The following is an 18,994-nucleotide window of genomic DNA, read 5'->3' as shown; positions in this document are numbered from 1 at the left end:
AGTTTTGCTATACGACGGATTTGTTACACTCGTCCCGGCGTCGGATTGCGGCTGCCGACCCCCGCGAGATGCGTTATGCCAGATCGGCGTTTTGATCTCTGGCCTTTTTTATAACCGTGACCTGGCGGACGCCATCAAGCTCCTTCAGTTTCTCCGGGTAGCCCGCCATATCCCGCGAGGAAACCTTGCTTAAAACAACCACCAGATCGTCGGTACCTTCCGAATTCCGGCGCTCCACCAGGAAACGCTTGATTTGGCCGGCCCTGAGATCAAGCGCCTCTCGAAGCAATGCGGGCGTGAGACTTCCGTTGTCGACCTCAACGCTGAGCTGGCAGCTCTGATTTCTGGAATGGTAGGCCTCCTCAAGCGGTTTGATGCCGACCAGGATAATCAGGACGATAACGGTCGACGCGCTGGCGGCCAGATCAAGACCGCCTCCCACGGCGAGCCCGACCGCGGCCACTGTCCAGATGCTGGCGGTGAGACCCTTGACGATTTCGCCCCGGGCGAGGATCGCCCCCGCGCCGAGAAACCCAATTCCCGAGACAACCTGCGCGGCAATTCGAGACGGATCAAGAACGATATTCTGTTGGGTCAGAATATTGGAAAACCCGTATTGCGAGACAATCATGATCAGGCAGGATCCGACGCACACCAGCATGTGGGTCCGTATTCCCGCGGCCCATAGCAAGCGCTCGCGCTCAAACCCGATCAGGCTCCCAAGCGCCGCCGCAATGACTAGTCGGATCAGTATTTCCGAATCTGGCATTATCACCTCCGGGATCAATCGAAGCTTTGCGTTGTTGGCACGCGGTGGGGGCCGGGCCGACCGCGTCGGATCGAAGCAATCGGGCTGAAATGTCGATCCTTCGCGACGTCCAGCGAAAGCCAAACAGGGCGACCAGCGGTTCAGGCCTTCGGGTTCTCAAATTGTCCCGAGGCGCCGCGGCTCTCGACCGCATCAGCCCTCATCGTCCTGAACGTGATCGAGTACCGGCGTTCCTCAACCCCGGGGATGCTGTGTTCCCAAATCTGCCGCGAGTCGCCAGCCATCATGTAGAGCGAACGCGGTTCGGCGGTCAGCGTGAAGCGTTCCCACTTGTCACCGGCGGCACGGCGAAACCGAAACTTGCAGGGCGCCCTCAAGGAGAGCCCGAAGATTTTGTCGAAGTGCGGCTTGTCGCGATGCCATCCAATACCCACGCCTGCGTCGTATTCGGTACAGAGAATCTGGCGGACGGATCCGGCCGGCAGGTCGCCAAACCTTTCAACGGATCCGATGATCGATGTAAGCCAGCCCGGGATCGGGTCAGCCTCTTCTGCAAAAAGGGCAAGCTGGACCACTCGTAAAACCTTCGGAAATCCCTTCGGGAAACGTTCCTGCCATGGAACCGTACCGGACAAATAGGCGTGAAAAACGCGCTGCCAATAACCATATTTGGGCAATGGGAAGCGTATCTGCAAAACAGGAACAATTCGTCGTGGAGGCGCCCGATCAGTCCCTGCCGGACTTCGCGGCCGCCGCCGACGTTGCCGTCGAAGTCACGGTCGGCCAACCGTTCGCGGTCCGCGAAACACAACGGTTGTATCGTTTGAAGGCCGCAAGGTTTTTGGCTGTCGTCGCGGCCGACACGGAGGACGACGCGCGCGCGATCGCTGCGCGAGAGGATGCGCTTGGTGGCGATTGGTGCAAGCCGGAATTTGCATCGGCCGAATTCGAAGACACAGGCGAAGTCCATGTCTTCGGCGACGTCGTCATCTCTGCGTACGCTGCAGCTCCCGCCAAACGGTCGAAGGAAAGCTAGCGCAGACGATGCTGAACACCAGGCATGGATTTTCGTTCTTCCGCCGGCCCTGCCGTTGCGCCGAGCGGCACGATCCGGAATAGCCAGTGAATCGCCTCCCGATTCGAAGATCAGGCCACAAATTCGAGCCTGGACCGTTGCCTCCGTTTGGTTTTGCTGTACGACGGAATTGTTACATTCGTCCCCGCATGCCAGATTGCGGCCCCCAGCCCGCGAGGCTGGACCCCGCCCCAGAAGGTTGCATAAGCAAGCCCATGTTCAAACGAATTCTGATCGCCAATCGCGGCGAGATCGCCTGCCGGATCATCAAGACTGCCCGCCGGATGGGGATCGAGACAGTCGCGGTCTATTCCGAGGCCGACCGTGACGCGCTCCATGTCGAAATGGCCGACGAGGCGATTCTGATCGGACCGCCGGCCGCGGCCGAAAGCTATCTGGTGATGGAGAAGATCGTCGAGGCCTGCCGCAAGACCGGCGCCGAGGCGGTCCATCCGGGCTACGGATTCCTGTCCGAGCGCGAGGCCTTTCCCCGCGTGCTCGGCCAGGCCGGCATCGTCTTCATCGGGCCCAACGCGGGCGCGATCGCCGCCATGGGTGACAAGATCGAATCCAAAAAGGCCGCCGCGAAAGCCAACGTCTCGACCGTGCCGGGCCATCTCGGCGTGATCGAGGACGAAAAGCATGCGGTGAAGATCGCGGATCAGATCGGTTACCCTGTGATGATCAAGGCTTCCGCCGGCGGCGGAGGCAAGGGGATGCGGATCGCGCATTCGACCTCGGAAGTCGCCGAAGGGTTTGGGCTCGCCAAGGCCGAAGCCAAATCCTCATTCGGCGATGACCGCGTTTTCATCGAGAAATTCATCGTCGATCCCCGCCACATCGAAATTCAGGTGTTGGGCGACAAGCACGGCAACGTGATCTATCTCGGCGAGCGCGAATGCTCGATCCAGCGTCGCAATCAGAAGGTGATCGAGGAAGCGCCATCTCCGTTGCTCGACGAGAAGACCCGCCGCAAGATGGGCGAACAGGCCGTCGCGCTCGCCAGGGCGGTCAGTTACGATTCTGCCGGCACGGTCGAATTCGTCGCTGGCCAGGACAAGAGCTTCTACTTCCTGGAGATGAATACGCGGCTGCAGGTCGAGCACCCCGTGACCGAATTGATCACCGGCATCGATCTTGTCGAGCAGATGATCCGCGTTGCCGCCGGCGAGAAGCTGTCGCTGACGCAAAAGGACGTCACGCTGACGGGGTGGGCGGTGGAGTCGCGGGTCTACGCGGAGGACCCGTTCCGCAGCTTCCTGCCCTCGGTCGGGCGGCTGGTAAAATACCGCCCGCCGGTCGAGAGCAGCATCGACGGCATTACTGTCCGCAACGACACCGGCGTGCAGGAAGGCGGCGAGATCTCGATCTATTACGATCCGATGATCGCCAAGCTTGTGACCCATGCGCCATCGCGCGCGGCAGCGATCGAGGCGCAGTCGACGGCGCTGGATTCCTTTTACATCGACGGCATCCGGCACAACATTCCGTTCCTGTCGGCACTGATGCATCATCCGCGCTGGCGCGAGGGCAATCTCTCAACGGGGTTCCTCGCGGAAGAATTCCCGGGCGGATTCGCGGTTCGCACGCCCGAAGGCGAGGTCGCGCGCCGGCTGGCGGCGGTGGCCGCCGCCATCGATCATGTGCTCGGCGAGCGCAAGCGGCAGATTTCCGGCCAGTTGACCGGCCGCCCGGTGCAACGCGAGCGCCGCCGCGCGGTGTGGCTGGAGCGCAACGAAATCGCGCTCGATATCGCGCGCGAGGCCGACGACATCGTAGTGCGCTTTGTCGGCGCCGACGGCACGTTGGGCCATCCGCACCATCTGCTCTCGCCGTGGACGCCGGGCGACCCGGTCTGGCAGGGCACCCTCGATGGCCACGGGGTGGCGATGCAGGTGCGCCCGATCGCCAACGGCTTCCGGCTTGCGCATCAGGGGTTTGAGGTCGCGGTCAATGTCTTTACCGAATCCGAGGCCGCCGCGGCGCGGCTGATGCCGGTCGGTATCAAAGCCGATACCGGCAAGAAACTGTTATGCCCGATGCCGGGGCTGGTGGTTTCGATTGCGGTTTCCGAAGGCCAGGAAGTCAAGGCCGGCGAAACGCTCGCCGTGGTCGAGGCCATGAAGATGCAGAATGTGCTGCGCGCCGAGCGGGACGGTACGGTCAAAAAAATCCACGCCGCCGCCGGCGCGACCCTGGCGGTGGATGCGCTGATTCTCGAATTCGCGTAATGGAAGCAAATGAGGTCCGTCATTGCGCGCCAACGGGTCGGCGCTAAGCTCCGCCTGATGATAAACTCCGTGAAACAATCAAGAACGAGGATACGACAGCTATCTCTGCTTCGTCGCGGAGCCTGTCATCGGGCCCGCATTCGCGCGACCCGTTGGCTCCTCGCAATAACGCCAGACTTTGAGGGTTTGCCATGACTTTCCGAAAGCGCTGCGAAGCGTTGCGTATGATCCTGACGGGATCGATCTGCGTTCGTCCGGGCTCGGTCTACGACGCGGTTTCGATCCGTATTGCCGAGGACCTCGGTTTCGAGCTCGGCATGTTCGGCGGGTCGGTGGCTTCGCTCGCGGTGCTCGGCGATCCCGATATCACGCTGATCACGCTGACCGAACTTGCCGAACAGATGCGCCGGATGTCGCGCGCCGCCTCCCTGCCGGTGCTGGTCGATGCCGATCACGGCTATGGCAACGCGATGAATGTCCGCCGCACGGTCGAGGAACTGGCGACGGCGGGCGCCGCCGGACTCAGCATCGAGGACACCCTGCTGCCGCAGGCCTTCGGGCAACCCGGGACGCAGCTGATCCCGCTCGAGGAAGGCGTCGGCAAGATGAAAGCGGCGGTGGACGCGCGGGGCGATGCCAGCGTGGTTATCATGGCGCGCACTGGTGCTGCGTCGATCTCTGGTCTTGATGACGCGATCGCGCGCGCCGTAGCGTATGAAGGCACTGGGGTCGACGCGCTGTTCCTCACCGGCATAAAGAGCCACGCGGAGCTGGAAGCCATCGCGGCGGCGACGAAGCTGCCGCTCGTGCTCGGCGGCTTCCCCGAGGCCGACTGCGATTATCTCGCCAACCAGCGGGTGCGAATCGCGTTGCAGAGTCACGCGCCCTTCGCCGCGGCGACGCACGCGGTCTACGAGACGCTGAAAGCGCTGCGCGACGGTACGTCGCCGAAGAATTTGAAGGGTCTTGCGTCATCCGAACTGACCGGTCGCGTCACGCGCGAGGCGGATGTCAAAGCGCGCAGCGCGGAATTTCTGGGGCTGAAGCGATAGATGGGTGCCAACGCGATCCGTCTGGTGACGATCACTGGCCAGGTCCAGGGCGTCGGCTACCGTGCCTGGGTCGGGCACCGGGCGAGGGCGCATGGACTTGAAGGCTGGGTGCGCAACCGCCGGGACGGCAGCGTCGAGGCGCTGTTTGCGGGGTCGGAGGATGTCGTGGCCGATTTGATCGCATTGTGCCGGCGTGGGCCCTCGACGGCGCGGGTTGATGCTGTCACGGAAGAACCCACAAGCTTGGAAGCGCTAAATTTGCGGCGAGCCGGCGAGCGTTTCTCGGTCCTGCCGACGGTGTAGGCTGTTCCCGGAATGGCTGGTCGGGTTATTTCCGCGTCAACCGTGAGTTTCTGTCTAATCTAGGCGGGCGGTGCAGGTACAAGCCCGTAGCGCAGCATCGTTTCCTTCATCCTGGCCGGATCAGGCGTTCCGGCCGCCAGCAGACCTGCCATGTCCTTGAAGTACTGCGGACCGAGCACGCCCGGGCTCAGCGTGCAGAGGCATGAGGTCGGCCCTGCCGTCCGGTTGGTAAAGCCGTGCACAATGCCGCGCTTGATAAAGACCGTTTCGCCAGGCGTCACGTCGATATCTTGGCCGTCAACCCGCCAGGACGTGGTGCCGCTCAGTCCGTAAATCGTCTCGTCCCAGCGATCATGGTAGTGCGGTATGGGCATGCGCGCGTTCGGCTGCAGCGTCATCTCGAACATGTCGATGCTGCCGGCGGTGTCTTCCTTGCTTTGCAGGAATCTCAGCCTGAGCGAGCCGAGGTCGATGATTTCAGGCATGGCACTTTGCTCTTGTCTGCGGACGCCGCCATAAGGGCGGCCCACAAACAATAACGTGGCTCGGCACCCCAAAGCAATTTAGCGCAAAGATTGCTGGGGCTTCCGGGTTCCGGACGTCCTGCGGCTTTTTGTGCCCTCCATATTCAGGAACGTTGTCCGCTCCGATGCGGTTTGAAGATGCGGCCGATGTTCTCCTGGTCGGCCGCAGCGCGGAAGGCCCTGTCGACCCGCCAGCGGCAGGGCCTTCTCGCGTCGCTCGGATATCCGTCGAGCGCGGGATCACGGCCGGTGACGAAGTTTTGAGGAACTTGGGGTCAGCGACCGGACAAACGGATATAAAAAATCGGCGCTAATTTTGCGCTTATGGCCAGCTGGAAAGCCCGGAGCTTTTGCCGATCCACCGACCGCAGTGTCCCAGGTGCCGAACACCGATGATAACGGCCGCCTTCTCGGACGGCCCGGCAGGGTTCGAGCACCACACCTTCAAATGTTTGAAGTGCGCTCACACCGATAGGCTGGTGTTGGCATCCGACCCGCTCAAATCCGACAACGGGCTGGATCAACAGCGAACTGCAGCCGCCCAAATAGTCACGCAAGGCTGATGGAACCGATCGGCTCGCGGGTACTTGCCTTTTCTGGGGAATGTTGCGGCTTCGCAGCACTGCTGGAGTCAAGGCATTGGAAGACTTGCTGGTAATCCTGGTTGTGGAAGACGACCAGTTGATTCAGGGTATCGTTGAAGGGGCGCTCAGCGATGGCGGTTTTGAACTGGCCATCGCCTCGTCAGGCGAGCAAGCCGTGGAATTGCTTGACGGGTCCGGCGGCAAGTACCGGGCGCTAGTGACGGACATCAATCTCGGCAGCGGCAAGTTGGACGGATGGAATGTTGCGCGCCGCGCCAGGGAAATCGATCCGGAATTTCCGGTCGTCTACATGACCGGCGACAGCGCCGACGAATGGGCTTCCAAGGGCGTGCCCAACAGCATCCTGATTACCAAGCCGTTCGCGCCGGCCCAGCTTGTCACCGCCATCTCGCAGCTGCTCAATTCCGGCACGCCGACAGCCTGAATTGGCAGGGATCGCACATTGACCGAACCTGTAGGGTCGCGCGGCCCTTTCGGGTGTCTAATCCGAGGCGTCGCTGAAATGCCGGTCATGCCGCAAGAAGCGCTACGCTCCTCTGCACATGATCAGGTTGACGGAAGAGCGGCAGACCTTGCCCTATATCTGGGTGCACCCGGAGGAGGAGCGGTGATGCCGATCAGAACAGACCTGAGCTATCGGCTCGCGCGCCTCGGTGTGGCAGTGCCTGGCAGCATGGTCAGATCGTCGCTTCCGGCACCCCTGCCTCCACGGAGCCGAACACCTCTTCGAAGGCCCGGCGGAGCGCGATATCGACATCCGCCATGGTTGGGGTAAGGCCGAGACCGGCGAGACTGGTGACGCCGTAGCGGGGGTCGGCGACGCCGCAGGGTACGATCGCGTCAAAATGCGTCAGGTCCGGCTCGACGTTGAGCGAGATGCCGTGGAACGACACCCAGCGCCGCAGCCGCACGCCGATGGCGGCGATCTTGTCTTCGAAGCCAGGACCCTTGTCTGACCGGTTCACCCAGACGCCGACCCGATCCTCGCGCCGCTCGCCCCGGACATTGAACGCCGCCAGGGTGCGGATGATCCATTCTTCGAGGCTGGCCACATAGGCGCGGACGTCGGGCCGCCGCCGTTTCAGGTCGAGCATCACATAGGCCACCCGCTGGCCAGGCCCGTGATAGGTGAGCTGCCCGCCGCGCCCCGTGGCAAAGATCGGGAAGCGGGGGTCGAGCAGGTCGGTCGTCTTGCCGCTGGTCCCGGAGGTGTAGAGCGGGGGGTGTTCCAGCAGCCAGACCAGTTCGGGTGCCCTCAGGGCCGCGATGTCGGCTACCCGTGCTTCCATCGCCGCTATCGCATCGAGATAGGGCACCGGCGCGTCGGATATTAGCCATTCGACCGCGCTGCCGCATGGGGACCCCGAAGGGCGCGTGAAATCGAGGCTTTGGCGGTCATTAACCATTGGCTAACCATAACGTGGTGATGATCAGGAACCACGCAATTCTGCATTTTACGTCAGTCAGTTTGGGTCCCCAGTGCCAACCCTCGATAAAGTCACCGTCGATCTCATGGTGGTCCTCGGAACCACGTCGATGCCCATCCATCAGGTCATGCGCCTGAGCCGCGGCGCCATCATCGAACTGGACGCCACCGAAGCGGATGAGGTCAAGATCCTCGCCAATAACCTGCCGATCGCCAGCGGCGTGGTGCTGGTCGATCGCAACCGGATCGCCGTCGAAGTCAAGCAAATGCTGCCGCGATCGCCGGGCAGCCGATAGGCCGAACGGCCTCGTCAGCGGGCCTTGTCCCCCCATCCCTGATTTGTTACATCGGCGCCGTTGATCCGGTGCGGCCCCAAGCCCGTGCCGATCTCCCTAAGCGCTCGTGGCGGAATTGGTAGACGCGCTGCCTTGAGGTGGCAGTGAGTAAAATCGTGGGGGTTCGAGTCCCTCCGAGCGCACCAGAAATCGTGCAATGGTGCCGGCCGAATGCCGGACATGAGTGCGTGATATCAGGGATGCCACTTACGCGGCGATCCTGAACGGCGCATCCGTTGCCGTGCTGTAACAGGGTTCGCGTACACGACGAAGGCGGCTTCAGGCTGGCGATACTGACCCGGTAATCGATTCGTTCGGATCGCATTCGATCAAGACTGCCTGACTGACCATCGACAGGAACACCCGCATGAAGTTTCTCAGCTACGCCTATCGATTCATTTCCAATTTCCTTTTTTTGTCGCTGGTCTATTTCAGCCTGAACTTCCTGGAGAAATATCAGCAACGGGCGATCGTTGCGATCCTCGTGCTGGTCTACAGCGCGATGCGGGCGGCATCGGCCTTGCGGTCGTTTTATTTCTTCCAGAAAATCGAGCGGCTTGAGGGTGAGGCGCGCCGTCTCGCAGGGCTTACCGGGGAGGGCCCCGCTGCAGCGTCGCAGCGCCGCCAAATCGTCACTGACGTCTCGGGGCTGCGCCGGGCCGGCGAGATGAACTCCTATATCGATCTGTTGTTTCTCGCCTTGATCGTGCTGCTATGCATTTCAAAGATCGTGACGGAATAAGCCGTCACACGCTTCTTTTTTTGACCTGCACCAGGTGCTTGAGCTCGCGTCGCCCGCCACGCGCCGCCAGTCCGTTGCCGCGACCGGCCAAGCGTGGCGCGCCGCGCCGCCCGAAGCGCTTCCGGGGGATCGTACGCCGCGACTGGCCCGAATCGGCGGCAATCAGTTTTGCGATGCGATCCGTTTCATGCCCGGCCGGGGCAGTCTGCTGCTGACGGGGCGAGGCGAGAGCGATGGCCGCAAACGACTTTTCCGGTATCTCGAAAATGTTCCCGGCCGGAACCGGCAGGACGGTGGCCGCGCCATCAAGTGGCATCGGCAATTGCCGGGGCCAGGGCGCTTCCCGCGGCAGCGGAACGCCGCGCGCCAGCCGTCCGGCGTGATCCAGCGATTCCGCAAGGGTCATCGATTGTTCGTCCTGCCAGTCCAGATCCGACAGCGAGGGCGCGGGAAGTATTTCGGCCTCGGCAAAGACAAAATTGGGAATTTTAGGCCAGTGCGAGATAGCCACGTTCTCCGAGGGAGGATGCAGCTGCCATTGCGGCGGTTCGGTCGACGTGGCTGGCAGCTGTGGTGTCTCCGGCACCACATGGACAATACGATAGCCTCGCGCCTTCAACTCACGGAGAATTCTCGGCAAGGCGGCGACCGTGCGGGCCTGGATATCGTGCAGCAGCAGAATCCCGCGTCCCTTGGCCTCGAGCCGCTGCATCGCGAGATCGTAGACCCGCGACGAGGAAATATGCCGCCAGTCGTCGGCCAGAAAATCCGCGCTCCAGACCTGGATGCCCTGTGACGCCAGATAGTCCTCGACACCCTGGGCGCGCATCAGACCGGGGATGCGAAAGAACGGCGACAGCGCGGCATCATCCCCGAGTGCTGCCTTCACCGAAGCGATGCCGTCGTCGATCTCCTGCCTGGCGCGCTCGATCGGCATCCGATTCATGGTCAGAGGATGATTCTGGCTGTGGGTGCCGATGGTGTGGCCGGCGTCGCGGAGCTTGCGCACGCCTTCCGGATAGGCCGTAGCCATGCGGCCGATCTCAAAGAAGGTCGCCTTCACGCATTCCGCGGCGAGAATGTCCAGAACCTGATTGCTGTTGTGTGGCAGCGGCCCGTCATCGAACGTCAGCACCACCTCGTGATCGGCAAGCGGCAGCGTCTCCGGATATTGCATGGTGCCGATCCGCGGATGTTCCCGGGGATCGACCACCAGGGTACGCGAGGTGCCGAGCGCATCGGGATGGCCGGGACAATCGGCAGCTGACGCAGCTTGTGCGCCGATGCCGGTAAGTAGCATCAAATACAAGGCGGCGCATTGCCATGTCCGCAAACCAACCAACACCCTACCGATCATGAAACACCGTCTGCATTCCCATTACGCGCAGATAGTTACATACGGTGACATGAACGAGGCCTTAATTGTCCGAGTTTCACGCATGATTGAAGGCTCACGGCACGCCGTCAAAGTCGACCGCCGGCCCTGTCGGCACCACATGGACCACGCGATAGTGATTGTCGCGGAGATAGCGCAAAAAATCCGGCAGCATAGCCGCGGTTTTGGCCTTGGGATCGTGGAGCAGGATGATCCCCCTGCCGACGGCGTTGAGCCGGTCGGTGATCAGCTTCAATTCCTGCTGCGGCGTCATCGGATCCCAGTCGTTGGCCCAGAGGTCGGCGCCGAACACGACGATGCCGCGCGATTGCAGCAGATCGAGCGTCGCCGGTGTCATCTCGAAGCCGGGAAAGCGAAAGAACGGTGTAGTCGGGATCGTGGTCGCGACACCGTGCAACGCCATCTCATCGGCTGATATGCCGTGGTCGATTTCTTCTGTCGTCTCGCTCGGCGGAATTTGCATCAGGCTGCGGTGCAGCCATGTGTGATGTCCGATGGTGTGGCCCTCGGCCGCGAGCCTCCGCACCAGCTCCGGGTGTTCTGAAGCGGGCTTGCCGATCAGGAAGAACGTTGCCCGCACGCATTGTTGCGCCAGTGCCGCCAGCACCTTCGGCGTCGTCGGCGGCCAGGGGCCGTCATCGAACGTCAAGACCACCTCGTGATCGGCAAGCGGCAGCGTCTGCGGAAAGCTTTTCAGTCCCACCCGCGGGAAGGTTGCGGCATCGACCTCGAGAATGCGCGAGGTGCCGAGCGTACCTTTGCGCGGGCAGTCCGCCGCGGCCGCCGCCGCCATCCACGCCATGGAGGTAACAAGGGCCGCCCCCAGCGCGTTCATGGACTTCCGGGCCCTTATCCGTCGGAGCATCTTTATCATTGCGCTCGGTGTTGCCCATTGGGTAATGCGGGAAGCGACAACTCAGACGAGTTGAGCAATTCTGTCAAACCGGCGAGGCGTGGTATGGCCGAAGATGTGGACGTTGCCCAACCCGCCGGGGCGTCGGTACTCGACCGTCTCCCGATGCGCAACGAAGCTGGCGAAATTCGCCACGAATTCGTCGAGGAAATCTCGCGCGCGATCCATACCGAACAAACCCCGTTCCTGCGCGCGGTCGTCGCGGAACTGCATGAGGCCGATCTTGGCGATTTGATTGCGGCGCTAGAACCCGGGGATCGTGTCAGCCTTGTGGAACTGACCGGCGCGGATTTCGACTTCTCGGCGCTGAACGAGGTCTCCGATTCCGTCCGCGAGGAGATCCTCGAGGAACTCGAACCGGAGATGGTCGCGGAAGGAGTCCGCGAACTGGAATCCGACGACGCCGTCGAATTGCTCGAGGCCCTCGACGAAAAAGACCAGGAAGAAATCCTCGATAAACTGCCGCCATCGGAGCGCGACGCGCTCGAACGCAGCCTGGAATATCCCGAAAACTCCGCCGGACGGCGGATGCAAACCGAATTCATCGCGGTGCCGCCGGACTGGACCGTAGGACAGGCGATCGACTACATGCGCGACAAGCCGAACCTGCCGGATCGGTTCTACGAAATCTACGCGGTCGATAAAGCGCAACACTGGCACGGCGCGGTGGCGCTGGATGCTCTGTTGCGCTCGCGCCGGCTGGTGCCGCTGGCCGATTTGATCGATGAAGACCGCCGTCGCGTATCGGTGCTCGACGACCAGGAAGAAGTGGCGCGGCTGTTCGGCAAATACAATCTGGTCGCAGCCCCCGTGGTCGATACCGAAAACCGTCTGGTCGGCGTCATCACCATCGACGACGTGGTCGACGTGATCGAGGAGGAGGCGGACGAAGATCTGAGGGCGCTGGGTGGCGTCACCAGCGATGAAGAACTGTCAGACAGCGTCTGGACCATCGCGCGGGGTCGCTTCAACTGGCTGCTGGTCAATCTTGCCACCGCTTTCCTGGCGTCCTCGGTGCTCGGATTGTTCGAAGGCCAGCTGGAAAAAATGGTGGCGTTGGCCGTGCTGGCGCCGATCGTTGCCAGCCAGGGCGGCAATGCCGCGACCCAGACCATGACGGTCGCGGTGCGCGCTCTGGCCACCCGCGAACTCGGCTCCAACAACGCGTTTCGGGTGGTGGTCCGCGAGGGCCTTGTCGGTCTCGTCAACGGCCTTGCCTTTGCCGTCATCACCGGCATCGCCGCGGTGGCCTGGTTCAAGATCCCCGGTCTTGGCATCGTGATCGGGCTCGCGATCATCTGCAATCTGGTTGCCGGCGCCCTTGGCGGCATTCTGATTCCGATGGTGCTGGAGCGGGTGCGGGCCGATCCGGCGGTGGCGTCGGGCACCTTCGTCACAACGGTCACTGACGTGGTCGGCTTCTTTTCGTTTCTCGGCATCGCCACGCTTTGGTTCGGGCTGAATTAGCGGATACGCAGCTGCCTGCGTATCGTTAATCGGACCTTAACGCGTATCGCCGACCATCTCCGCATGGAGTCGGGCATGCAGCGTTTGCGGCTGAAAGCGGACGGACGGATCGTCGAATTGCGGGATGGGCAGGAGTTTCCGCTCGCCCCGACGACGGCTTTTGCCGCGCCGACGCCGACTTGCGTCGCGCCGGCGGAGCCGGGGCCGCCCCCGGCGGTGCGCGACCTTCGACGGCGCGCGCGGCTGACACAGCAGCAATTCGCAGCCAGGCTAGGAGTGCCGGTCGACACCATCAGAAACTGGGAGCAGGGCAAACGCTTGCCGCGCGGACCCGCCCGTGCCCTTCTCGCGGTGATCGCCCATGCCCCGGAGACGGTGTTTGCCGCTTTGGCCTCGGATCCATCGCCGATCTGAACCCGGAACTCGCTTGCGGACGTTGGCAGCATGGTCCCGACAGGACATAATGGTCTCGGTTTGTTCGAGTATCCGCGATGCAATTCGTCGAAGCCAACGGCGCAAAAATCCCCGCGATCGGGTTGGGCACCTGGGAGCTTCGCGGCCGAACCTGCGCCCGTCTCGTCGAGCAGGCCATAAGACTTGGCTATCGCCACATCGATACCGCCCAGGTCTATGAGAACGAACGCGAGGTCGGCGAGGGGCTGCGTGCCTCCAAGGTCAAGCGTGACGACGTGTTCGTGACGACCAAGGTCTGGACCACCCACTTCGCGCCGAACGATCTCGAACGCTCCACCAAGGAGAGCCTGACAAAACTGCGGCTTTCCGAAGTCGACCTCTTGCTGCTGCACTGGCCGAATCCGCACGTGCCGCTGCAGGAAACCTTGGGCGCGTTGGCGCATGTCAAGAAACTCGGCATGACCCGGCACATCGGCGTCTCGAATTTCACCGTGGCTTTGATCGAGGAGGCGATCGCGGCGTGCCCGGAGCTATTGGCGTGCGATCAGGTCGAATATCATCCCTATCTCGACCAGACCAAGGTCAGGGAGGCCTGCGCGCTCCACGGCATGGCGCTGATCGCCTATAGTCCGGTGGCGAAGGGCCGCATCAAGAGCGACCAGACCCTGGTGCGGATCGGGCAGGTCCACGGCAAGACCGCCGCCCAGGTTTGCCTGCGCTGGCTGGTGCAGCAGAATGTTTCGGCGATACCGCGGACGTCGCGGATCGAACGGTTGTCGGAAAATATCGACATCTTCGACTTCGCGCTGTCCGCCGAGGAGATGCAGCAGATTTCGCAGATGGCAAGCGCCAAGGGCCGGCTTACCGATTTCGGTTTCGCGCCGAAATGGGATTGAGGCGCTCGCATTGGCCGCTATGCTGGCGGCTGGGGCAGGAGCGACTTCCAAACCTTGATTGAGTACGGTGGAACCACTCCGGTTCATACGCTCAGGCATCGCAGCATCGGCGCTCGGCCATCTGTCGGCGTTGGCGATGGTGCTGATCTTCGCCGAGGTGCATCCGTTCGGTTCGGTCACGGCTGAATCGATCACGGTGGATCTCGTTTCGCCTGATGAGGTCCCGGAAAAGACGCCGGAGCCGCCCGCCGCGGCCAAGGCTCAGCCTTCCGATGCCTTCGACCTTTCGTCGAAATCCGCGCCTGCTGCTCAGCCGGCGCCCGCCGCTCCACCGACGGCCACAGCGCCCCCGCAAAAGCAGGCGGCGCCGTCGACCCCGCTTCCCGATCGGCAACAGGCTGCCGCTTCGCCGCAGCCGCCACCGACGTCACCATTGCCGGCCTACACTCCTGCGGAGCCTGATCTGTCGCTCAAATACCACGTGATGCTCGGTCTGCCCCCGGATCTTCCGCCAACCTCAGCCCAGGACAAACCCGGCGACGGCTTCGATGCCGCGGCGTCGGAGAAAGCCGACATCGCATCCAGTCTCGTCACGGAGTTTCGACGCCATCTCCGGACGTGTGCGAAGCTGCCAGCATCGATCGTCCCCTCCGACAAGATCAAGATCAAGCTGCGTGTGTTCATGACGCCGGACGGCAAGCTTGCGACGAACCCTGTCCTGATTGAGGCCAGCGCTTCCGCAAAAGGACCGGCACTGATGCAAAGCACGATCAGTGCGCTGGAGGCTTGTCAGCCCTACGCGATGTTACCGGCGGACAGATACGGCGAATGGAAAGTGCTCGATCTCAGTTTTACGCCGCAGGACTTTGCGGGCGCGTCCTAGGTTCCCATCGCGTGCCAGGCACTGGAGGCGAACTGCCTGCGCCAGGTGACGATCACAACCGCCGCCGTGGTTACAAACAAAACCCAGGGACTGACGAACCAGCCGAGATAGCCCAGCGCGAAGAAGAATGCGCGCTGCCCGCGATTGAACTGCCTGCCTGCGGCTTCGAACACTTTCGTCGTCCTGATGACATGCGCTTCCGCCTCGGGCGTGTCGCGTTGCGAGGCCGGCGGCATCGCCCCGAGCAGGATGGCGACGTAGTTGAACAGCCGGTACGCCCAGGCAAACTTGAAGAACGTGTAGACGAAAATCAGGATCAGCCCGAGACATTTGACTTCCCAGAGCGCAGGCGAGGGACTGAAATCGACCGGCAGCGCGCCCAGCACGGCCAGCGCTTCGCTGGTCGCACGCAACAAAGCTAAAGCGCCGCCGATCGCGAACAGGCTGGTCGACGCAAAGAATGCGGTGCCGTTCTGCAGTGAGGCCATGATCTGCATATCGACCATGCGGGCCTCGCGATCGAGCAGGCGCCGGATCCAGACCTCGCGGTAGACATGCATGCGGGCGGACAGGCTGTCGCATCCATACGCCGTATGCTCCAGCGTGACCGCGTATACCGTCCATTCAATGATGAAAAAGCCGACCGCCAGAATATCGACCGCATACGCGCGCATGTTCTGTCCCCCCGACGTAGCGATGCATGCCATGCATGACCGGTCGCGGCAACCGGCAGCATGATGTGGATGCCGGTTGCGATTGCGCCGCGCTATGGCAGAATGCCAAGCCAACAGGGATTTCTTCGCATGGCCTTGAAGCTCGTGATCGGTAACAAAAACTATTCGTCGTGGTCGATGCGGCCCTGGCTGGCGCTGCGAGCCAACGACATCGCCTTCGACGAGGTTTTCATTCCGCTCTATACCGGCGACGCCGACAAGCGGCGGATTCTGGATTTCACGCCTTCGGGCAAGGTACCGGCGCTGATCGACGGCGACATCACGATCTGGGATTCGCTGGCGATCATCGAATACGTCGCCGAACGGTTTCCGCAATCGCGGATTTGGCCGGAGGATCGCGCGCGGCGCGCGCATGCGCGTTCGATTTCGGCGGAGATGCATTCGGGCTTTGCGGCGCTGCGCAACGAGTGCGGCATGAACCTGCATCGGCTGGTCCGCGCGGTCGCGCTATCGGCCGACGCGCGCGCCGACGTCGCGCGCGTCGAGCAGATCTGGATCGAGTGCCGCGAACGCTACGGAAAGTTCGGGCCGTTTTTGTTCGGAGCCTTCGGCGGCGCAGACGCCATGTTCGCACCGGTGGTGCATCGGTTTCGCAGCTTTGCGATTGCAGTGGCGCCGGAGGCGCAGGCCTATATGGACACCATGATGGCGCTGCCGGCGTTCCAGCAATGGACCACTGCCGCACTTGCCGAAACCCTGATTATTGACAGATTTGAGACGGCGTGAGCGGCGGAATACCGAGCCTCGGTCGCAATCGCGGCTTGACGGAGGCCGTGCGAAGCGGCTGAATTCGGAACCGGCATGTCCGCATCTAGCGAAAGGATTTGGCCATGGGAATTCTCGATTCACTGGAAAATTCAGCGGCGTTCAAGGGCGCGCTCGGCCAGCTTGAAGGGGCCGTGCTACCGGTCGTGCTCAGCGAGATGCTGGGCAATGGTAGCCAGGGCGGGCTAAGCGCTATTGTCGCCAAGCTTCAGCAGGCCGGCCTCGGCGATCAGGTCAAATCCTGGCTCGGCAACGGTCAGAACCTGCCGATCACGGCCGAGCAACTGCAGCAGGTGCTGGGCAGCGACACCGTCAAGCAACTGGCCGCACGCTTCAATATCCCAGTCGACCAGATTGCCAAGGTTTTGGCGCAACAACTTCCCGCCGCGGTCGATCATGCCAGTCCGGACGGCACGCTGCCGCACACGGCTTAAGGGCTTCGGAGCAAAGGTTCCGGGGCGGCTGCCGCGCAGACCGCCACGGAACCCACAAAATCGCCTTTATCGCACTGAAAAACCTGCAAAATCCGCGCATTTGATATGCCCCGATGTAACTGGCCAACGGGACCGGCGCTGTGCTATAGAAACGCCGGGTTTTCAGTCGGCCTTAGCAAGCGGGACCGTGGGCTTGGCCGACATTCTTTGCGTGGATGGAGAGTGCGTTGAAGCACAAATACAACGTTGGAGAGACCGTCTATTTTACTGCCAGCAACGTCGCCCGTCCGGCCGCCAGCGGCACCTATGAGGTGATCCGGCTGCTGCCGACCGATGGCGACGACTGTCAGTATCGGATCAAAAGCTCGACGGAAGCTTTCGAACGGGTGGCCAAGGAAAGTCAGCTCGATATTTCCTAAATTGCGCGCATGGCCGGGTGAAACGGCTTTCGTTGCGCCCGCCGTCAAAACGCCCCGTTCGCAGGACCATTCTGCGACAAGCTGAGTGCGGAAAGAAGGCATTCGCTTTCGCCGAGTGCATCTTATGCTGCGTTAGGGACATCGCGCATGAACTGGGCCTGGGCTACATCGCTCGATCAATTTTGGGCTTCGCCTGCGTTTCCGATGTGGCTGACACTGGCCGCGGCGGGATTCTTCGCGATCATCGTTTTGATCACGCTGTTGCGAGCCGAAAAATCCGTCGCCACCGGCGCGCTGACGGTCATTACCTTGCTGGCCGTCGGCATCGCGGTGGCCGCGACTATCCGCGGCTACGGTCCTGACAGCCACACCGTCTCCAGTGAAGCCCGATCACCCCAGCCGATCAGTGCTTCGCTACCGGCATTGTCGTGCATCGACGATCTCGCGGGTGATGCCGTTTTGATGGGCTGTGAGAAGGCGTTGTTCGGTTCTGCCGAATCTACCGCCGCGGCGGTATCGTATGCGGCAGCGCAGATCACGCGGCTGACCACGTTCGGCGACGTCGCCGCCGCGGATAAAGGCATGACCCCCGAATTACAGATGCTGCGCCACGCGATCGAGCGCGACCGCTACGGATTGATGGCGCAGGTGCTGCTTGCCCGCGACCATTGCACGCCGGTGGAATGCGCCGCCTTCCGGTCACTGGCGGATCACCACCAGATCGAGGCCAACATGGAAGAGCATGTCTATGACGGCCTGGTTTCGCGCTACGCGCCGTTGTGGAACGCGCCCGCGGCTGCGGCAGCGGGGCCCGCCGCACTATTTCCGCCATCGATGCCGACGGGCAGGCCTACCAATGCTGATTTTCCCACAGCGGCCTCGACCCCGCCTGTCAGCATCATGACGCCGGAGCCGACAGCGGCGCCATCCGCGCAACGTCCGGCACCGTCGCTTGCGACCGCGCCATTGCCGTCACCGCGTCCGACGCCGGCCCCCGCGCTGGCGGCGGCCAAGAAGCAGCCGGCGCCGAGACCTTCGCGGACGCCCGCGCCGGTCCAGCTTGCACCGGCAGCACCGGCATCGGTAGCGCCAGCTCCCGCAGCCGCGAATGATTGATGCTTTCAAAAGCTGTCGCTGACCGCTAACGTCAACTACCATGCCGCTTCACCTCATCAAGCTTGCCGTTGGCTGCGAGTCCGTCAAGGAACTCAGAAGCTGGGTCGCCGAGCGCATGCAGACCGCCAAGAAAAAAGGCCTGCCGCGACATCATATCCACATCACCCGGATGACGCCGAAGCGGGGCGAAGAGTTGCTCGCGGGCGGCTCGCTCTACTGGGTGATCCGCGGTGAGATCGCAGCGCGGGAAAAACTCATCGCGATCGAGCCGTTCCGGGATCGCGACGGTATCGGACGATGCCGGCTGGTGATGCAGCCCAAGGTGTTCGCGGTGCTGCCGCGGCCGATGCGGGCGTTCCAAGGCTGGCGCTATTTCGACCACAGCGACGTGCCGCCGGATCTCGGCTCCGCCGGCGCCGGCATTGCGGCGATGCCCGAGCCGCTGCGCCGGGAATTGCGCGATCTTGGGCTGCTCTAGTCCGGACCTCGCACTTT

22 protein-coding genes, 1 tRNA gene and 1 pseudogene are annotated in these 18,994 nt (G+C 62.5%); 17 read left to right on the top strand and 7 right to left on the bottom strand.

Annotated elements, in window-relative coordinates:
* Positions 1-73 precede the first annotated feature (73 nt).
* Both B5527_RS23365 and B5527_RS23360 read right to left on the bottom strand, forming a co-directional pair.
* Positions 74-769: an MgtC/SapB family protein gene (locus B5527_RS23365; RefSeq protein WP_425305017.1), complete on the bottom strand. Its 696-nt coding sequence runs from the start codon at positions 767-769 to the stop codon at positions 74-76.
* Between the two features lie 140 nt (positions 770-909).
* A pseudogene (locus B5527_RS23360) lies at positions 910-1,317 on the bottom strand (alpha-ketoglutarate-dependent dioxygenase AlkB); the annotation flags it as partial.
* A 68-nt stretch (positions 1,318-1,385) separates the two neighbouring features.
* Here B5527_RS23360 and B5527_RS23355 point away from each other — a divergent pair.
* From B5527_RS23355 to B5527_RS23340, 4 genes are all read left to right on the top strand, one after another.
* On the top strand, positions 1,386-1,805 hold the full coding sequence (locus B5527_RS23355) for a hypothetical protein (protein WP_154072461.1): 420 nt from the start codon (positions 1,386-1,388) through the stop codon (positions 1,803-1,805).
* 254 nt (positions 1,806-2,059) lie between these two features.
* Positions 2,060-4,075 (top strand): acetyl-CoA carboxylase biotin carboxylase subunit, encoded by a 2,016-nt coding sequence (locus B5527_RS23350; protein WP_079603641.1) that lies wholly within the window; start codon positions 2,060-2,062, stop codon positions 4,073-4,075.
* A 191-nt stretch (positions 4,076-4,266) separates the two neighbouring features.
* Entirely contained in the window at positions 4,267-5,127 is an 861-nt protein-coding gene (locus B5527_RS23345; RefSeq protein ID WP_079603640.1) for an isocitrate lyase/PEP mutase family protein, read from the top strand.
* Positions 5,128-5,430, top strand: coding sequence for an acylphosphatase (locus B5527_RS23340; protein ID WP_079603639.1), 303 nt, complete (start codon positions 5,128-5,130; stop codon positions 5,428-5,430).
* Positions 5,431-5,489: 59 nt separating this feature from the next.
* On the opposite strand, the gene B5527_RS23335 is transcribed toward B5527_RS23340, so the two are convergent.
* On the bottom strand, positions 5,490-5,915 hold the full coding sequence (locus B5527_RS23335; protein WP_079603638.1) for a cupin domain-containing protein: 426 nt from the start codon (positions 5,913-5,915) through the stop codon (positions 5,490-5,492).
* Positions 5,916-6,593: 678 nt separating this feature from the next.
* Here B5527_RS23335 and B5527_RS23330 point away from each other — a divergent pair.
* Positions 6,594-6,983, top strand: coding sequence for a response regulator (locus tag B5527_RS23330; protein WP_245332228.1), 390 nt, complete (start codon positions 6,594-6,596; stop codon positions 6,981-6,983).
* Positions 6,984-7,236: 253 nt separating this feature from the next.
* Here B5527_RS23330 and lipB read toward each other — a convergent pair whose 3' ends face one another.
* Positions 7,237-7,965 (bottom strand): lipoyl(octanoyl) transferase LipB, encoded by a 729-nt coding sequence (gene lipB / locus B5527_RS23325; protein WP_079603636.1) that lies wholly within the window; start codon positions 7,963-7,965, stop codon positions 7,237-7,239.
* A gap of 73 nt (positions 7,966-8,038) precedes the next feature.
* Here lipB and B5527_RS23320 point away from each other — a divergent pair, with 73 nt between their 5' ends.
* The 3 genes from B5527_RS23320 (at position 8,039) to B5527_RS23310 (ending at position 9,062) form a co-directional block, all read left to right on the top strand.
* On the top strand, positions 8,039-8,281 hold the full coding sequence (locus B5527_RS23320) for a FliM/FliN family flagellar motor switch protein (RefSeq protein ID WP_079603635.1): 243 nt from the start codon (positions 8,039-8,041) through the stop codon (positions 8,279-8,281).
* Positions 8,282-8,381: 100 nt separating this feature from the next.
* A tRNA-Leu gene (locus B5527_RS23315) sits at positions 8,382-8,466 on the top strand.
* A gap of 221 nt (positions 8,467-8,687) precedes the next feature.
* Positions 8,688-9,062: a hypothetical protein gene (locus B5527_RS23310; RefSeq protein ID WP_079603634.1), complete on the top strand. Its 375-nt coding sequence runs from the start codon at positions 8,688-8,690 to the stop codon at positions 9,060-9,062.
* Positions 9,063-9,066: 4 nt separating this feature from the next.
* On the opposite strand, the gene B5527_RS23305 is transcribed toward B5527_RS23310, so the two are convergent.
* A complete protein-coding gene (locus tag B5527_RS23305) occupies positions 9,067-10,419 on the bottom strand; it encodes a polysaccharide deacetylase family protein (protein WP_079603633.1) in 1,353 nt (450 codons plus the stop codon).
* Between the two features lie 94 nt (positions 10,420-10,513).
* A complete protein-coding gene (locus B5527_RS23300) occupies positions 10,514-11,293 on the bottom strand; it encodes a polysaccharide deacetylase family protein (RefSeq protein WP_154072460.1) in 780 nt (259 codons plus the stop codon).
* Positions 11,294-11,416: 123 nt separating this feature from the next.
* Here B5527_RS23300 and mgtE point away from each other — a divergent pair, with 123 nt between their 5' ends.
* The 4 genes from mgtE to B5527_RS23280 all read left to right on the top strand — a co-directional run bounded on the left by mgtE (position 11,417) and on the right by B5527_RS23280 (position 15,031).
* Positions 11,417-12,838, top strand: a complete 1,422-nt coding sequence (gene mgtE / locus B5527_RS23295) for a magnesium transporter (protein WP_079603631.1) — start codon at positions 11,417-11,419, stop codon at positions 12,836-12,838.
* Between the two features lie 75 nt (positions 12,839-12,913).
* Positions 12,914-13,252 carry a helix-turn-helix domain-containing protein gene (locus tag B5527_RS23290; protein WP_079607448.1) on the top strand — a complete coding sequence of 113 codons (339 nt, stop codon included), beginning with the start codon at positions 12,914-12,916 and terminating at the stop codon, positions 13,250-13,252.
* Between the two features lie 77 nt (positions 13,253-13,329).
* Positions 13,330-14,148, top strand: coding sequence for an aldo/keto reductase (locus B5527_RS23285; RefSeq protein WP_079603630.1), 819 nt, complete (start codon positions 13,330-13,332; stop codon positions 14,146-14,148).
* A 67-nt stretch (positions 14,149-14,215) separates the two neighbouring features.
* Positions 14,216-15,031 carry a hypothetical protein gene (locus B5527_RS23280; protein ID WP_079603629.1) on the top strand — a complete coding sequence of 272 codons (816 nt, stop codon included), beginning with the start codon at positions 14,216-14,218 and terminating at the stop codon, positions 15,029-15,031.
* Here B5527_RS23280 and B5527_RS23275 read toward each other — a convergent pair.
* Complete coding sequence (locus tag B5527_RS23275; RefSeq protein WP_079603628.1) at positions 15,028-15,705, bottom strand: DUF599 domain-containing protein; 678 nt, start codon at positions 15,703-15,705, stop codon at positions 15,028-15,030. The genes B5527_RS23280 and B5527_RS23275 overlap by 4 nt on opposite strands.
* Positions 15,706-15,834: 129 nt before the next feature.
* Here B5527_RS23275 and B5527_RS23270 point away from each other — a divergent pair, with 129 nt between their 5' ends.
* The 5 genes from B5527_RS23270 (at position 15,835) to B5527_RS23250 (ending at position 18,977) form a co-directional block, all read left to right on the top strand.
* Complete coding sequence (locus B5527_RS23270) at positions 15,835-16,491, top strand: glutathione S-transferase family protein (RefSeq protein WP_079607447.1); 657 nt, start codon at positions 15,835-15,837, stop codon at positions 16,489-16,491.
* Between the two features lie 104 nt (positions 16,492-16,595).
* Positions 16,596-16,964, top strand: coding sequence for a YidB family protein (locus tag B5527_RS23265; RefSeq protein ID WP_079603627.1), 369 nt, complete (start codon positions 16,596-16,598; stop codon positions 16,962-16,964).
* Positions 16,965-17,179: 215 nt separating this feature from the next.
* Positions 17,180-17,383 carry a hypothetical protein gene (locus tag B5527_RS23260; RefSeq protein WP_154072459.1) on the top strand — a complete coding sequence of 68 codons (204 nt, stop codon included), beginning with the start codon at positions 17,180-17,182 and terminating at the stop codon, positions 17,381-17,383.
* Between the two features lie 147 nt (positions 17,384-17,530).
* The gene (locus B5527_RS23255) at positions 17,531-18,499 is read left to right on the top strand and encodes a hypothetical protein (protein WP_079603626.1); all 969 of its coding nucleotides are present in this window, start codon (positions 17,531-17,533) and stop codon (positions 18,497-18,499) included.
* A gap of 40 nt (positions 18,500-18,539) precedes the next feature.
* On the top strand, positions 18,540-18,977 hold the full coding sequence (locus B5527_RS23250; RefSeq protein ID WP_079603625.1) for a DUF1489 family protein: 438 nt from the start codon (positions 18,540-18,542) through the stop codon (positions 18,975-18,977).
* Positions 18,978-18,994: the final 17 nt, after the last annotated feature.

The sequence above is a fragment of the Bradyrhizobium erythrophlei genome (genome assembly GCF_900129425.1).
Lineage (GTDB): Bacteria > Pseudomonadota > Alphaproteobacteria > Rhizobiales > Xanthobacteraceae > Bradyrhizobium > Bradyrhizobium erythrophlei_C.
This window is presented reverse-complemented; position numbering and strand designations above follow the sequence as displayed.

Excerpts from the sequence above, each read along its gene's own strand:
- B5527_RS23365 (WP_425305017.1), bottom strand. The coding sequence starts at position 769 with ATGCCAGATTCGGAAATACTGATCCGACTAGTCATTGCGGCGGCGCTT.
- B5527_RS23355 (WP_154072461.1), top strand. The coding sequence starts at position 1,386 with ATGGAACCGTACCGGACAAATAGGCGTGAAAAACGCGCTGCCAATAAC.
- B5527_RS23350 (WP_079603641.1), top strand. The coding sequence starts at position 2,060 with ATGTTCAAACGAATTCTGATCGCCAATCGCGGCGAGATCGCCTGCCGG.
- B5527_RS23345 (WP_079603640.1), top strand. The coding sequence starts at position 4,267 with ATGACTTTCCGAAAGCGCTGCGAAGCGTTGCGTATGATCCTGACGGGA.
- B5527_RS23340 (WP_079603639.1), top strand. The coding sequence starts at position 5,128 with ATGGGTGCCAACGCGATCCGTCTGGTGACGATCACTGGCCAGGTCCAG.
- B5527_RS23335 (WP_079603638.1), bottom strand. The coding sequence starts at position 5,915 with ATGCCTGAAATCATCGACCTCGGCTCGCTCAGGCTGAGATTCCTGCAA.
- lipB (WP_079603636.1), bottom strand. The coding sequence starts at position 7,965 with ATGGTTAATGACCGCCAAAGCCTCGATTTCACGCGCCCTTCGGGGTCC.
- B5527_RS23310 (WP_079603634.1), top strand. The coding sequence starts at position 8,688 with ATGAAGTTTCTCAGCTACGCCTATCGATTCATTTCCAATTTCCTTTTT.
- B5527_RS23305 (WP_079603633.1), bottom strand. The coding sequence starts at position 10,419 with ATGATCGGTAGGGTGTTGGTTGGTTTGCGGACATGGCAATGCGCCGCC.
- B5527_RS23300 (WP_154072460.1), bottom strand. The coding sequence starts at position 11,293 with ATGAACGCGCTGGGGGCGGCCCTTGTTACCTCCATGGCGTGGATGGCG.
- mgtE (WP_079603631.1), top strand. The coding sequence starts at position 11,417 with ATGGCCGAAGATGTGGACGTTGCCCAACCCGCCGGGGCGTCGGTACTC.
- B5527_RS23290 (WP_079607448.1), top strand. The coding sequence starts at position 12,914 with ATGCAGCGTTTGCGGCTGAAAGCGGACGGACGGATCGTCGAATTGCGG.
- B5527_RS23285 (WP_079603630.1), top strand. The coding sequence starts at position 13,330 with ATGCAATTCGTCGAAGCCAACGGCGCAAAAATCCCCGCGATCGGGTTG.
- B5527_RS23275 (WP_079603628.1), bottom strand. The coding sequence starts at position 15,705 with ATGCGCGCGTATGCGGTCGATATTCTGGCGGTCGGCTTTTTCATCATT.
- B5527_RS23270 (WP_079607447.1), top strand. The coding sequence starts at position 15,835 with ATGGCCTTGAAGCTCGTGATCGGTAACAAAAACTATTCGTCGTGGTCG.
- B5527_RS23265 (WP_079603627.1), top strand. The coding sequence starts at position 16,596 with ATGGGAATTCTCGATTCACTGGAAAATTCAGCGGCGTTCAAGGGCGCG.
- B5527_RS23260 (WP_154072459.1), top strand. The coding sequence starts at position 17,180 with ATGGAGAGTGCGTTGAAGCACAAATACAACGTTGGAGAGACCGTCTAT.
- B5527_RS23255 (WP_079603626.1), top strand. The coding sequence starts at position 17,531 with ATGAACTGGGCCTGGGCTACATCGCTCGATCAATTTTGGGCTTCGCCT.
- B5527_RS23250 (WP_079603625.1), top strand. The coding sequence starts at position 18,540 with ATGCCGCTTCACCTCATCAAGCTTGCCGTTGGCTGCGAGTCCGTCAAG.